This window comes from Azospirillum soli, from assembly GCF_017876165.1.
Lineage (GTDB): Bacteria > Pseudomonadota > Alphaproteobacteria > Azospirillales > Azospirillaceae > Azospirillum > Azospirillum soli.
In genome coordinates this window covers 112,013-125,571 of the sequence record NZ_JAGINQ010000007.1, presented here as the reverse complement: position 1 = coordinate 125,571, position 13,559 = coordinate 112,013, and the positions used below count along the sequence as shown (strand labels likewise).

At 64.7% G+C, this 13,559-nt stretch carries 14 protein-coding genes and 1 tRNA gene; 6 read left to right on the top strand and 9 right to left on the bottom strand.

Annotated elements, in window-relative coordinates; translation table 11 throughout:
• Positions 1-9: 9 nt before the first annotated feature.
• A complete protein-coding gene (locus J2852_RS13295; RefSeq protein ID WP_209876149.1) occupies positions 10-813 on the top strand; it encodes an alpha/beta hydrolase in 804 nt (267 codons plus the stop codon).
• Between the two features lie 109 nt (positions 814-922).
• On the opposite strand, the gene J2852_RS13290 is transcribed toward J2852_RS13295, so the two are convergent.
• Positions 923-1,219 (bottom strand): hypothetical protein, encoded by a 297-nt coding sequence (locus tag J2852_RS13290; RefSeq protein WP_209876147.1) that lies wholly within the window; start codon positions 1,217-1,219, stop codon positions 923-925.
• A gap of 96 nt (positions 1,220-1,315) precedes the next feature.
• Here J2852_RS13290 and J2852_RS13285 point away from each other — a divergent pair.
• Positions 1,316-1,406, top strand: a tRNA-Ser gene (locus J2852_RS13285).
• Positions 1,407-1,584: 178 nt separating this feature from the next.
• Here the strand turns inward: J2852_RS13285 and J2852_RS13280 are convergent.
• Together J2852_RS13280 and J2852_RS13275 are read right to left on the bottom strand one after the other, a co-directional pair.
• Positions 1,585-1,746: a hypothetical protein gene (locus tag J2852_RS13280; protein WP_209876145.1), complete on the bottom strand. Its 162-nt coding sequence runs from the start codon at positions 1,744-1,746 to the stop codon at positions 1,585-1,587.
• Positions 1,746-2,579: a hypothetical protein gene (locus J2852_RS13275; RefSeq protein ID WP_209876143.1), complete on the bottom strand. Its 834-nt coding sequence runs from the start codon at positions 2,577-2,579 to the stop codon at positions 1,746-1,748. Before J2852_RS13275 ends, J2852_RS13280 begins: the two co-directional genes overlap by 1 nt.
• A gap of 1,167 nt (positions 2,580-3,746) precedes the next feature.
• Here J2852_RS13275 and J2852_RS13270 point away from each other — a divergent pair.
• Positions 3,747-5,438, top strand: coding sequence for a methyl-accepting chemotaxis protein (locus J2852_RS13270; protein WP_209876141.1), 1,692 nt, complete (start codon positions 3,747-3,749; stop codon positions 5,436-5,438).
• Positions 5,439-5,553: 115 nt separating this feature from the next.
• Here J2852_RS13270 and J2852_RS13265 read toward each other — a convergent pair whose 3' ends face one another.
• The 3 genes from J2852_RS13265 to J2852_RS13255 form a co-directional block, all read right to left on the bottom strand.
• Positions 5,554-6,066: a metallophosphoesterase gene (locus J2852_RS13265; protein ID WP_209876139.1), complete on the bottom strand. Its 513-nt coding sequence runs from the start codon at positions 6,064-6,066 to the stop codon at positions 5,554-5,556.
• A 63-nt stretch (positions 6,067-6,129) separates the two neighbouring features.
• Positions 6,130-6,405 carry a DUF4170 domain-containing protein gene (locus J2852_RS13260; protein ID WP_343206734.1) on the bottom strand — a complete coding sequence of 92 codons (276 nt, stop codon included), beginning with the start codon at positions 6,403-6,405 and terminating at the stop codon, positions 6,130-6,132.
• Between the two features lie 23 nt (positions 6,406-6,428).
• Entirely contained in the window at positions 6,429-6,674 is a 246-nt protein-coding gene (locus J2852_RS13255; RefSeq protein ID WP_209876513.1) for a hypothetical protein, read from the bottom strand.
• Here J2852_RS13255 and J2852_RS13250 point away from each other — a divergent pair.
• A complete protein-coding gene (locus J2852_RS13250; protein WP_343206733.1) occupies positions 6,655-7,251 on the top strand; it encodes a cytochrome b/b6 domain-containing protein in 597 nt (198 codons plus the stop codon). The two genes, J2852_RS13255 and J2852_RS13250, sit on opposite strands and share 20 nt — an antisense overlap.
• A gap of 46 nt (positions 7,252-7,297) precedes the next feature.
• On the opposite strand, the gene J2852_RS13245 is transcribed toward J2852_RS13250, so the two are convergent.
• Positions 7,298-7,726, bottom strand: coding sequence for a c-type cytochrome (locus J2852_RS13245; RefSeq protein WP_209876135.1), 429 nt, complete (start codon positions 7,724-7,726; stop codon positions 7,298-7,300).
• Positions 7,727-8,049: 323 nt separating this feature from the next.
• On the opposite strand from J2852_RS13245, the gene J2852_RS13240 reads away from it, so the two are divergent.
• A complete protein-coding gene (locus J2852_RS13240) occupies positions 8,050-9,255 on the top strand; it encodes an aspartate transaminase (protein WP_209876133.1) in 1,206 nt (401 codons plus the stop codon).
• 77 nt (positions 9,256-9,332) lie between these two features.
• On the opposite strand, the gene J2852_RS32370 is transcribed toward J2852_RS13240, so the two are convergent.
• Positions 9,333-10,103: a CatB-related O-acetyltransferase gene (locus tag J2852_RS32370; protein ID WP_425514374.1), complete on the bottom strand. Its 771-nt coding sequence runs from the start codon at positions 10,101-10,103 to the stop codon at positions 9,333-9,335.
• 424 nt (positions 10,104-10,527) lie between these two features.
• Between J2852_RS32370 and ppk2 the strand changes: the two genes are divergently transcribed.
• Positions 10,528-11,358 (top strand): polyphosphate kinase 2, encoded by an 831-nt coding sequence (gene ppk2 / locus J2852_RS13230; RefSeq protein WP_209876131.1) that lies wholly within the window; start codon positions 10,528-10,530, stop codon positions 11,356-11,358.
• Between the two features lie 86 nt (positions 11,359-11,444).
• On the opposite strand, the gene J2852_RS13225 is transcribed toward ppk2, so the two are convergent.
• Positions 11,445-13,484: an elongation factor G gene (locus J2852_RS13225; RefSeq protein WP_209876128.1), complete on the bottom strand. Its 2,040-nt coding sequence runs from the start codon at positions 13,482-13,484 to the stop codon at positions 11,445-11,447.
• Between the last annotated feature and the right edge of the window lie 75 nt (positions 13,485-13,559).

The window sequence follows — 13,559 nt, the reverse complement described above, 5'->3', positions numbered from 1 at the left end:
TAACCAACCATGACCGGACCCGCTGCCACCCCCACCTCTCCCGAGGGCGGCGCGCACCATAGCCTAGCGCGCGGCGCCGCGACCATAGCCTATCGCCACACCCCCGGCAGCGATCCGGAGGGCCGCGCCCCCGGCGTGATGTTCCTGGGCGGCTTCATGTCCGACATGACCGGCACCAAGGCGACCTCGCTGGAAGCCTGGGCGGTGCGCGAGGGGCTGGAGTTCACCCGATTCGACTATCAGGGCCACGGGGCCAGCAGCGGTCGGTTCGACGAGGGCACCATCGGCCTGTGGGCCGACGACGCGCTGGCCGTGCTGGACAAGGTGACCAGCGGGCCGCAGATCCTCGTAGGATCCTCCATGGGCGGCTGGATGATGCTGCTGACCGCGCTGCGCCGGCCGGAGCGGGTGGCCGGGCTGGTCGGCATCGCTCCGGCCCCGGACTTCACCGAAGACCTGATGTGGGACCTCTTCGACGAGTCCGTCCGCCACGAGATCACCGAGACCGGCCGCTGGCTGCGCCCGTCGGAATACGGGCCGGAGCCGCAGCCGATCACCCGCGCCCTGATCGAGGACGGCCGCAACCACCTGCTGCTGCGCGGACCCATCGCCTTCGACAAGCCGGTGCGCCTGCTGCACGGCATGAAGGACCCCGACGTGCCCTGGCAGGTCAGCCTGAAGCTGGCGGAGGCGCTGACCACCGACGACGTGCGCATCACGCTGATCAAGGACGGCGACCACCGCCTGTCCCGCGACCAGGACATCGACCTGCTGTGCCGCACGGTGGGCGATCTGGTGCGCGAAGTGGGTTAAAGCGGATTTCGATCCGCTTTGGACCGCGACGGCGGTCCCGGACGCCCATGCGTCCGAAGCCCGGCCGGCAAGTGAGGCCATATGACGCTAAAGCGAATGCAAATTCGCTTTAGCGGCGCCGCCTTCCCAGCATCCCCAGCACGACCAGCAGCAGCCCCAGCCCGCCCAGCACCAGCACGGCGGGCTGGAGCAGCACGGCGACGATTCCCGGATCCCACAGCTCCGGCCAGATGTACCGCTCCGTCACCGCGCGGGAGAGGTCGAGCGTGTAGGGCGACAGACGGAACCACAGTTCCCCCAGCGCCGACAGGCGAAAGCCCGAAGCCGGCGCGTGCGTCGCGTCCCAGGCCAGCGCGCCCAGCGCGGCGAGCAGGAAAACCGCGCCCAACAGCCGAAGCACCGCCATGTCAGCCCCCGAAATGCCTTTCGTATAAAATCGACATATAGGGTTTTTATGGGGCTTGCGCAGCGGCTTCGAGATGGCTATAACGCCGTCCTCCGCGGAGGGGTGGCCGAGTGGTCGAAGGCGCACGCCTGGAAAGTGTGTATACCCCAAAAGGGTATCGAGGGTTCGAATCCCTCTCCCTCCGCCATCTTCCCTTTCAGTAGGGAAGGATGTATTTGCCGCTTTCCTCTTAAAGCGGCAATAAGCATTTATGCGTGAGAGTGTCTTGCGCTTAAGAATGGCGATTTTGGGCGGTTGTGAGCGCGCTGAATGGTCATTGGAAAGCTGATGGATGCGGCGAGGGCCGGAGCCCTCGCCTTGGAGTGTCACTCAGCGGGAACCGTGTCCTTTTTGACCGCGGCTAATTCCTGCTGAAGGTGCAACACCACATCCGTTAATCGCTGTTTCTCGGCCATAAGCTTAAGCAACTCGAACTGGAGGTTGCCAAGCGCTTGGGCGAGAAGTGGGGAGAGATTGTCCTCCGGCATTAGACGTTAACCCAGCCGACCAATCCGTCAGCGCGGGCAACAAACCGCTTCAGCGAGCCGCCGATCGGGAACAGCACGTCCGTCTCGGTTACGGCGAAGATGTTCATTCCAGTCTTGGACGACTGCATGACGGTTTGCCCGTCCGCGAAGATGAAGCGATGAGCGCCGGTGGTCGTGTCGGAGCGGATGACGCCGCCGGGGCCGCCCGAGAACTTGATGCCGCCGGCGCCGCCGATCATGTTGATGTTGATGGCGCCGTTGATGGCGTGGTCAATCTGGATGCCATACTTGAAGCCCACCGCGTCAGCGGAGGTATTGTTTGTCTGACGTCCGACGACAATGCCGGCGTCCATGAAGGTGCCACTTCCCTTGCTGTTCAGAACGTCGATGACCTGAAGGCCGACCTTGCGCGTCACGTTTTGGCGGGCGTCAGTGTTCATCTCGGCGGCGACGATTTCCGCAGACGCGTGAGCACCCGCTAGAACCGCCGCCACGGCGTTCATACCGAAGGCGCTGCCCGAAGAGTTCTGGAGCACCGTGGCCTCGCCCATCACGCCGACCTGCATTGAGCCGGCAGCGGCGTTTACCACGTCCTGCTTGCCCTTGATCACCTCGCGGTGGGACCTGGACGGGCACTGGATGCCAGCAACCCCAGGGGCCGGCTGAACACCAATGCGAGAGTAGACCAGGAACGGGAAGCTGAAGCGATCCTCGTTTGGATTGTCAGTCGTTGTATCGTCATAGACTTGGATCCGCAATGCGCTGGGATAATTGGAAATGGGGCCGGTCGGCTGATAGGTGATGGCGACCGGCGGAGTGAGGTTTGTGGTCATTTTCTTCCCTTTCCTATGGTAGAGCCGTCGTTTGGCAAGACGCATTGATTTGAATGGCAACGCGGAACTCCCGCCGTCGAGGGTGCCGACGGGTGTGCCGTTGTGTCGTGTCGTCAATGCAGGATGCGAAGCGCGACCATTCGCAGTCACCCCCTCCGCCAGCTTTGAGCGGATGGGGTGTTGCGTCGGTTGTCTTCGCGAGGCGGGTGGAGCGTCAGCGGAACAGCGTTTTTGCCTGCGCTGTCGTGGAGGTGAGTCTTGCTTGGGTTGATGGGGGCCCAAAGCGACAAAACCCGCCGAGCAAATGCCGGGCGGGTTTCGTTTTGGATATAGCGGCTTCAGTGCGGACACACTTCTGGCGCTTCCGCCTCCTTATTTGCCTGAACTGGTGGTGCCTGTCAAGCCGTATTTTTTGTGGGCAAAGCGGGGGGCTCTCAAAGGTTCTTCGCCAAGGCCTGTCCACCGGTGTCGGGCTGGTACCCGAATCGGTCTGCGGTATGGCCTTCCTTGCTGGAGCGCGGGCGGGGGATCCGGCGCGCCTCTTAACGTGAACTCCCGGTGCCGGTTCCTAGGATTTCGTGGTGATGGGCCATCCGGTCCAGCAGGGCCGTTTGAAAGTTATGGTTGGCGAGACGTATGCATAAATCCGGGTAATCAAGTGGAAGCGCCGTTGGTCGTGGGATTGGCAAATGGCAGGTAACCGGGCCGATCCGGGCTGATGAAGCTCCTCCGCCCGACTCAGGTCACTGCCTCCAACTCGTTCATCGGATCGGCGGCGCCTTTACAGGACGGTCGCGCCGCTCCTGATGCAGACTCGGGCGACCTTGATGGCGGGATGGCACAATCGGCCTCAAGCCTCAGTGGCGAAACGTGTCATTCATGAATAGTCGTTATACGCGATTCCGATTGAAACCGTTTTCATGAGAATGGTCCAAGGTGCTCTGATTGGTTGCAGAAAATTTGTGCGCATACAGGAAAATAATCCGTCTTCAATGCGGCATTTCCACCTCACCCTGACTTTTCGTCGCATGTCGGTGGAGAAAGATAAAATGCTATATTTCCCGTAAATCAACCGCACCGTTCCGGGCTGCCGGCCGCTTCGGCGGCTTTCCTTGACCTCGTTCCTGAGGAGGTGCGGATCATCCTTGTGATTGGGCCAAGGACGCCATGCGCTTCTGTGACATCCGTGTGAGCCTGCGGGTTCATCTGCCGACCGTGTTGGCCATGCTTGGGCTGGTGCTGGTTCTTCTGATGGTGTTGTCCACCATTCACGGCCGCATGATGGAGGACCGGCGCACCAAGCTGCGCAACCTCGTGGAGGTCTCCACCGGCATCGCCGCCAATTTCGAGGCGCAGGAGCGCGCGGGCAAGATGACCCGCGATCAGGCCCAGCAGCTTGCCAGGGACACCATCGCCGCACTGCGCTACGAGGGTGACGAGTATTTCTGGATCAACACCGCCACCGACGCCACGCTGGTCGCCCATCCCAAGCGGCCGAAGGACGTCGGCAAGAGCATGTGGGACTTTAAGACGCCGGATGGCGACCACGTCTACCGCATGTTCGTCCAGGCGGCGAACGGGCCGGGCAAGGCCGGCTTCCTGTCCTATTCGCAGAAGCTGCCGAACAGCGACGAGCGGATGGAGAAGGTCTCCTACGTCAAGCTGTTCGAGCCGTGGGGCTGGGTCGTCGGTTCCGGCATCTACTTCAACGATGTGGAGGCGGCGCTGTGGTCCACCGGCTGGTCGGTCGGGCTCGGCATCGTGGTGATCGGCATGATTCTGCTGGCGGCGGCCACGCTGATCGGGCGCAGCATCACCGTGCCGCTGGCGCACTTGGTCGGGGCGATGAAGGAACTGGCGAACGGTAACCTGTCCGCCGCCGTGCCCGACCGCGACCGCCGCGACGAGATCGGCGCCATGGCCGAGGCGCTGGAGACCTTCCGCGAGCACGCCCAGGAGCGCGCCCGGTTGGAAGAGGTGCAGCAGCGCGAGGCCCAGGCGCGGGAGGAGCGCGCCACCCGCATCGACCGCATGACCGCGCAGTTCGAGGCGCAGATCCGCTCGTTGCTGGAAGAGCAGGTGAGTGCCGCCACCCGGCTGCGCGACACCGCGCAGTCGCTGACCGGCATGGCCGAAGACACCAGCCAGCGTTCGTCCGCCGTGGCGGCGGCGACGGAACAGGCCACCGCCAACGTGCAGTCGGTCGCCTCCGCCGCCGAGGAATTGAGTTCCTCCCTGCGCGAGGTCAGCCACACCGCCGGCGTCTCGCGTCAGATCGGCGTGGAAGCCATGGAGCGCGCCGCTCGCACGACCCAACTGGTCCACGGGCTGGAGGGCGTCAGCCGAACCATCGGGGACGTCGTGAAGCTGATCTCCTCCATCGCCGAGCAGACCAATCTGCTGGCGCTCAACGCCACCATTGAGGCGGCGCGGGCGGGTGAGGCCGGCAAGGGCTTCGCCGTCGTGGCCGGCGAAGTGAAGACGCTCGCCAACCAGACCGCCCAGGCGACCGAGCAGATCGTCCAGCAGATCGTCGAGGTGCAGCGCGTCGCACAGGAGACGGGCGAGGCCATCCGCGACGTGTCCGACATCATCCGCCGCATGGAGGAACTGTCCACCGATGTGGCTGGCGCGGTCGAGCAGCAGTCCGCTGCCACCCAGGAGATCGGCCGCAACACCATCGAAGCGGTGGCCGGCACCGAGGAAGTGGCGCGCAACGTCACCAGCATCCACGACGGCGCCAAGACCACCAGCGGCGCGGCCGGCGACCTGCTGAACGCCGCCCGCATGCTGACGCAGCAGTCGGAAACCCTGCGCGCGCAGGTCGGGCGGTTCTTGGAGGACGTGCGGGTGGCGTGAGAATTTTCACCACCAAGACACCAAGGCACCAAGATCCTGATGGGCAAGTTCAGGCCGCCGGGCTTGGGCAAGAGTTCCAAAACTGACGTTGGAAAGCTTGGTGTCTTGGTGGTGATTACGCCCTGAGCTTTCGCTGCCTCTTCGCCGTGATCTCCGCCAGGGTGATGGGGCGAAAGTTCCAGACGTCCACGCCGACGTCGATCTGGCGGGGCATGCCCTTCAACTGGCCGTGGCTGTGGCCGTGCAGGTTCAGGGCGCCCTTGTACATGCCGTTCCAGGTTCGGAAGGCGTAATGGCACATCACCAGATGCGTGTTCTCCACCATGATCTCGGCGTAAGCCTGCACGCTCGCCCAGCCGGGCAGGCGCAGGGTGGCAGGGCCGTCGTTGTTGCCGGTGATCAGGTGCTTGGTGCCGTTGAGGCGGCCGAGCAGAGCCGCCATCGCGTCCGGCTTCAGCCGAAGGGCGAAGTCGCCGAGGTGCCAGACCTCGTCATCGGGGCCGACCGTGGCGTTCCAGTTCGCCACCATGGCCTCGTCCATCTCGGACACCGAGGCGAAGGGGCGGCGGAAGCGGCCGAGCGCGCCGGTGTGCCCGAAATGGGTGTCGCTGGTGAAGAAGACCGCCATCGGTGGTCCTCAACGGAGCCCGCGCGCCGGGGTTCCCCCGCGCGGGCTCCGACGAAGCAGGCGTCAGTCGTGCTTGTGGCTGTCCGAGGTCGGGTCCAGGAAGCGGTGCAGGTGCACGATGAAATAGCGGGTGTGCGCGTCGTCGATGGTGGCGCCCGTCGCGCCGCGCCACGCCTTGTAGGCCTCCTCGTAGCCGGGGAAGATGCCGACGATGTGGAGCTTGGACGGATCGACGAACTGGTCGGTGTCGGGGCGCACCAGTTCACCGCCGAAGACGAGGTGGAGCAGCTGCTTGTCGGGCATGACGCTGAGATCCTTGTAGCGGGTTTTGCGGAACACATATCCGCCGTCCGGGCGATACTTCAAGTCCAATAACCAAGGTGTGACGCCTTGCCCATGCCGCATGGCCGCATTTCCACGGAAAGGCAAGCCAAATGCCCGAAATTCGGGCATAAAGAAGAGAAGAACAAAGCAAGCGAGGGCTGATCGATGGCTGGTGGTAATACCACAATTCGGGGCGCGGCCGTGCGCGATGTGCCGGTCTGGGACTTGCCGACCCGCGCTTTCCATTGGAGTTTGGTGGTTTTGGTGGCGGCTGCGATCGTCACGGCGAAGCTCGACCGGATGGACGTGCACATGCTCGCTGGCAAGGCGATCCTGGCGCTGCTCCTGTTCCGGCTGGTCTGGGGGCTGATCGGCAGCCAGACGGCGCGCTTCAACGATTTCGTGAAGGGGCCGCGCGCGGTGCTGGCCTACGCCGCCGGGCTGCTCCGGCCGGGCAAGGGCCGCCCCGTCCTGGGGCACAACCCGATGGGCGGGCTGATGGTGCTGGTCCTGCTGGCCGTGCTGATGGCGCAGGCGATCAGCGGGCTGTTCACCTCCGACGACATCCTGGTGGACGGGCCGCTGGTGCCCTTGGCCACGTCGGCGACGGTGAAGGGGCTCAGCACGCTGCACCGGCTGGTGGCCGACGGCATTCTCGTGCTGATCGGCGTCCACGTGGCGGCGGTGCTGGTTTATCTGGTCGTGAAGAAGGAGAACCTGATCCGGCCGATGATCACCGGGCGGAAGACGGTGCCGACAGGGGCGGACGTGGCGGCTCCGAAGCGCACGCCGACCGCTGTGGCGGTGGCCGTGCTGGCTGCCGCGGCCGGCGTGGTCGCGGCGGTGGTGCAGGCGGGGTAAAAAAAGCCATTCCCCGCGAGCGACCTCGCGGGGAATGCCGGGCGCCTTAATCGGCGCGGTAGCGCTCGTGGCAGGCCTTGCAGGAACCGCCTAGAGCGGCGAACTGCTTGGCCGTCGCGGCCTTGTCGCCGGTGGCGGCAGCGGCTTCCAGATTCTTGGCGGCGGTCTCGAAGTCCTTCGCCTTGGCGGCGAAATCGGCGGAGTTGGTCCAAATCTCGGCCTTGGCCTTGGTCTCGCCCTTCTCGCTGCCCGCCGGGAACAGAGTCGGCACCGACGCGGCGAACGCGCTGACGCGCTGGGCCACGGCGCCCACCGGGGCGACCTTGTCGGCTTCCAGCAGGCCCTTGATCTCGGCCATCGCCTTCTTGCTGGCGTCGAAGCCATCCTTGCGGGCCTTGATCGAATCCTGGGCCACTGCCGAACCGGCGACGAGCAGAACGGCGGCCGTCATGGCGATCGTGATGCGGGTAAGCATAAAGTCCTCCAGAAGCCCAGCGTATGGATTAGGTATTGCTGTCATACACACAAGGCTGATCGTACTGTCAAGCTCAAGCCCCACCGCGCGCATCGATGGTTGCGATACGGCTGCTTTCTGTTCGCCGGACAAATGAATGGCTGGCCGCTGGCACCGCCTGCGGCGTCGTCGTCCGCAACGTTGACCGGGGAGGGCGGGGGGATGGAACTTCGGCGCCATCGGCGGTTTCAGCCGCTTGCAAGGCCGTTGATGCGGAAGTAAGGTCCCGCGTCGCGTTAGAGCGAACCCATTTCGACCACCATCGCCATAAGGGCCAGCCCGCCATGTCGATCATCGCGTCCCGTCTGTCGCGCATCAAGCCCTCGCCGACCATCGCCGTCACCAACAAAGCCCGCGAGCTGAAGGCGGCCGGTCGCGACGTCATCGGCCTCGGCGCCGGCGAGCCGGACTTCGACACCCCGGACAACATCAAGGCCGCCGCCATCAAGGCCATCGAGAGCGGTGACACCAAGTACACCGCCGTGGACGGCACGCCCGCGCTGAAGAAGGCCATCTGCGCCAAGTTCGAGCGCGAGAACGGCCTGAAGTACGCGCCGGAGCAGATCTCGGTCGGCGTCGGCGGCAAGCAGGTGCTGTACAACGCCCTGATGGCGTCGCTGAACCCCGGCGACGAGGTCATCATCCCGGCCCCCTACTGGGTGTCCTACCCGGACATGGTGGAGCTAGCCGAGGGCACGCCGGTGTTCGTCTCCTGTCCGGCCGAGCAGGGCTTCAAGCTGCAGGCGGCCGACCTGGAGAAGGCGATCACGCCGAAGACCAAGTGGCTGATCCTGAACTCGCCCTCCAACCCGTCGGGCGCCGCCTACACCTTCGACGAGATGAAGGCCCTGACCGACGTGCTGGTGAAGCACAGCCACGTCTGGATCATGACCGACGACATGTACGAGCACCTGCTGTACGACGGTCTGAAGTTCGTCACCCCGGCCCAGGTCGAGCCGAAGCTGTACGACCGCACGCTGACCGTGAACGGCGTGTCGAAGTCCTACGCGATGACCGGCTGGCGCATCGGCTACGCCGGTGGTCCGAAGGATCTCATCAAGGCGATGGGCGTGATCCAAAGCCAGTCCACTTCCAACCCGACCTCGATCTCCCAGGCCGCCGCCGTCGAGGCGCTGAACGGCCCGCAGGACTTCATCAAGGAGCGGGCCGAGGTGTTCCGCCAGCGCCGCGATCTCGTGGTGTCGATGCTGAATCAGGCCAAGGGCATCAAGTGCCCGACGCCGGAAGGCGCCTTCTACGTTTACCCGTCCTGCGCCGGCACCATCGGCAAGAAGACTCCGGACGGCAAGGTGATCGAGACCGATGAGGATTTCGTCACCTACCTGCTGGAATCGGAAGGTGTCGCGGTCGTCCAGGGTTCGGCCTTCGGCCTCGCCCCGCACTTCCGCATCTCCTACGCCACCAGCACGGAAGCCCTGGAAGAGGCGTGCAAGCGCATCCAGCGCGCCTGCGGCAACCTGCGGGATTGATCCCACAGGGCTTTGCCGGTGTGATGTGAGCGTGATGTGACGAGCGGGGGAGCCGAAAGGCTTCCCCGCTTTTCGTTTTACGCGACCGGCGCCGGGGCGAACAGTTCCGCCAGATCGGCGGCGGTGTAGGTTGGGGCCTGGTACTCCTTCAGGTCGCCGCTCGCCGCGCGTTCGTCGATGATGTCGAGCGCGGCTTCCACGGACTCGAAGGGAACGCCCGCCATATCGTACAGCGAGTAGCGCCACCAGCGCGTGGTGAGCAGGCGCTCGATCACCGGGTCGGGGAAGCGTTTGCGCAGGGGCTTGGCCGGCGTTCCGCCGACGATGGTGTAAGGCTCCACGTCCTTGACGACCACCGAGCGTGCCCCGATGACCGCGCCGTCGCCGATCTTGACGCCGGACTTGATGAACACGCCTTGCCCGATCCACACGTCGTTGCCGATCTCGGTGATCGGGCACGCGCCGCTGTAGGGACGCCGCAGGGCGGAGGTCACGGCCGGGCCGCCGTCGCCGCAGAACTCATGCCATTCGTGCATCTGCGGAAAATGAGTGATCCGCGACGTGCTCAGCCAATCGACCGGGTGGTTGTGCATCCCGATCATCACCCCTGCGGCGATCGAGACGTAGCGGCCGATCCGGACATTTCCCATGGACCCGCCGGCCAGCGACGCGAAGGCGCCGACCTGAATGAGGGTGCCCGAGCTCAGCGTCGGCTGCGTCGAGCCGGGCGCCTCGAAGTGGCTGTCCGCCCTGAGCGACAGTTCACCCCGCGCCGCCGCGATCTTCAGGCCAAGCGGTCGGAGTTTCGCGGCGCCCGACGGGCCGAAATTGATTTTGATGACACTCATCCAGCACCCCTGGACAATAAACGGCAAAGCCGCTTCTTGAAAAAATCACCATCAGGCAGAATCCTCATCCCCGGCCTTCCACCTTGGCGCCACTGCTTATGGTGGATGGATGCAGCAGTGGGAAAATGATAAAGTTGTGACCGCAAAGGTATGGCTGTTGTGTCGCGCCATTGTTTGCAGGGAAGGCGCTAATTTGTTCGGGTCGTCCCGACAATAAACCATGAAATTAACGGTTTTATCGCCAAGGCCGCTCTTTCGATCGATGTGGCATCGGAGACAGGAGCGAGCTGCAATTACCCCGTATTCCTAAGGGTAGCACGACCTTTTCTCGCAAGCGGACTCAGCGGAAAGAGGACAAAATCCCATCACGCCGCTCTGGCGAAGATGCGAACGATGCCGGGTTCCAGCAGCGAGGACGACGGGCATGTCCAAGAAACAGAAGACCTTCGAAGACGTGGAGTTCACGCCATCCAAGCTCAAGCGGCGGGACTACGAAGCCGCGCTCGCGGAGCTGCATGTCGAACTGGTCAAGCTGCAACAATGGGTCGTCCACAAGGGCAAGAAGGTCTGCGTCCTTTTCGAAGGGCGCGACACCGCCGGGAAAGGCGGGACCATCAAGGCCATTACGGAGCGCGTGAGCCCGCGCGTGTTTCGGGTCATCGCCCTGCCGAGTCCGACCGAGCGCGAGAAATCGCAGATGTACATCCAGCGCTACCTGCCGCATCTGCCGGCGGCTGGGGAAATCGTCATCTTTGACCGGAGCTGGTACAACCGCGCCGGTGTCGAGCGGGTAATGGGCTTCTGTACGGAAGAGCAGGCCAAACGGTTTCTCGACACCGTTCCAAGCGTGGAAAAGGCGATCATCGAATCCGGCGTGATTCTGCTGAAATACTGGCTTGAGGTCAGCCCCGAAGAGCAGACGCGCCGATTGGAAGCACGCATCAACGACGGGCGGAAGATCTGGAAGCTGTCGCCGATGGACTTGAAGTCCTATGGCCGCTGGTATGACTACTCGCGCGCCCGGGACGACATGTTCGCGGCGACCGACAGTTCATGGGCGCCGTGGTTCGTTGCGCGCTCGGACGACAAACGGCGGGCGCGCTTGAACATCATCCAGCATATGCTGGATCACATTCCCTACGAAGAAGTGCCGAGGGACAAGGTGAAGCTGCCCAAGCGGCAGGACCCGGACGGTTACGAGGAGCCGGCCTATCCGTTCAAGTTCATACCGGAACGCGAATGGCCCACCGGATGAGGGCCGTCGCAGCGCGCGGAATCGAGAAAGGGTCGAATGTGGTCGCAACCATCCGCCCGCCGAGCGGGCGGATGGTTGCGTGACTTCTACTGTGCCGCCAGCATTTCCTTGCGGATCTCAACCGCCTTGTCGGCGGCCTTGCCGGTCAGCTCCTGCAGGCGCTCGAAGGTCCAGGTGAAGGTGCCGACGCCGAGCGACAGGCTGCGCAGCTCGACGATCAGGTCGTGCATCTCGGCCTGCGGCAGATAGGCCTTCACCTCGTCCCAGCCCTGCCAGCCGGGGCGCGCGTCATAGCCCAGGATCTGGCCGCGCCGCCCGCTGATCAGGCGCTGCACCTTCGAGGTGAAGTCGCTCGGCACCGCGATGGAGACGTTCAGGATCGGCTCCAGCAGCACCGGCTCGCAGCCCGGCAGCGCCTCGGTCATCGCCTGCCGCGCCACGGTCTTGAAGGCCATTTCGGAGCTGTCCACCGCGTGGAACTGGCCGCTGGTCAGCCGCACCGCGAAATCCACCACCGGGAAGCCGAGCGGACCGCGGACGGAGAACTCGCGCACGCCGGCCTCGACCGCCGGAATGAACTGGCGTGGAACGACGCCGCCGACGATGGCGTCCTCGAACTGGAAACCGCTGCCGCGCGGCAGGGGCTTCACCTCCACATGGATGTCGGCGAATTGCCCGTGCCCGCCGGTCTGCCGCTTGTAGCGGGCGTGGTGCGCGGTGCCCTTGCGGATCGTCTCCTTGTAGGGGACCTGCGGGGCGTGCCCCTTCACCGCCACGTTGAACTTGTTGCGCAGGCGGTCCATGGCGATCTGCAGATGGATGTCGCCCTGACCCCACAACACCAGCTCGCCCGTGTCGGTGGACTGCTCCAGCTTCAGGGCGGGATCCTCCTCCACCAGCTTCTGGATGGCGGCGGTCAGCTTGACCTCGTCGTTGCGGTTCTGGGCGTGCAGGGCAAGGCCGAAGACGGGCGGCGGCACCTCCGGCCACAGCTCCGGCTTGCCCAGGTTGCCCTTGTCGGTCAGCAGGTCGCCGGTCGCGGCCTTCTCCAGCCGGCCGAGCGCCACCACCTCGCCGACGTCGGCGCTTTGCAGCTTTTGCTGCTCATGCCCCATCATGCGGTAGACGCCGGACACGCGCTCCCCGCCCAGAGTCATGCCGTCGGCGACCGTGCCGCGCCAGACGCGCGCGAAGCTCAGCTTGCCGGCGTGGGAACCGTTGAAGGTCTTGAACACCTGGGCGGCGACCGTGGCGTCGGCCGGGATGCCGACACGCTCGGCGGAGGTGGCGACCTCCGGCCCCTCGTGGCGCAGGGCCTTCAGCAGGCGGCGGATGCCGTTGTCGTTCTCGGCGGAGCCGAAGAAGACCGGGACGATCAGGTCCTCCGCCAACTCCTTGGCAAGGCGGTCGTAGACCTCCTGCGTTTCGGGGGCCACGTCCTCCAGCAGCTTTTCCAGCAGGGTGTCGTCGTAGTCGGCGACGGCCTCCAGCATCTCCTGCCGCGCCTCGTGCTCGCGGTCCTTCAGGCTGTCCGGGATCTGGACGAGGTTGGAGGGCTTGTGCGGGTTGAAGTGCCAGGCCCGCTCGCTGACCAGATCGACGAAGCCGGTGATCTTGTCGCCCTCGCGGATCGGCACCTCGCGCAGCACCAGCTTGCGCTCCGACACCGCCTGATAGGCCTGGACCACGTCGCGCACCCGCAGGTCGCCCAGCGTGTCCACCTTGTTGATGAACAGCAGATGCGGGATCCGGTTGTCGTCCAGGAACTTGAACAGAGGGGCGAGCAGCACGGCCTTGTCCGGCGCGGCCTCGGCCACGATGACGGCGACGTCGGCGGCCATCAGGGCGTTCTGCGTCTCGCAGGACAGTTCCACCGACCCCGGACAGTCGAGGATGTTCCAGCGCTCGCCCAGGTACTCGAAGGAGGCGAGGTTGACCTCCACGCTCATCTGCCGGGCCTTGGCCTCGGCGGAGCTGTCGCCGACGGTGTTGCCGTCGCGCACGCTGCCCTTGCGCGTGGTGGCCCCGGCCGCGAACAGCAGGCTTTCCAGCAGCGTCGTCTTGCCGCTGAGATAGGGGCCGGCCAGCGCGGCGCATCGGGCCGTCTGGATCTGTGTATGGGGCATGCACACCTCCCGTTCGAATTCGGTTTTGGTGCCCGAGACTTTGGAGCCTTGGTCTTCTGGAGCTTGGAAAACAGC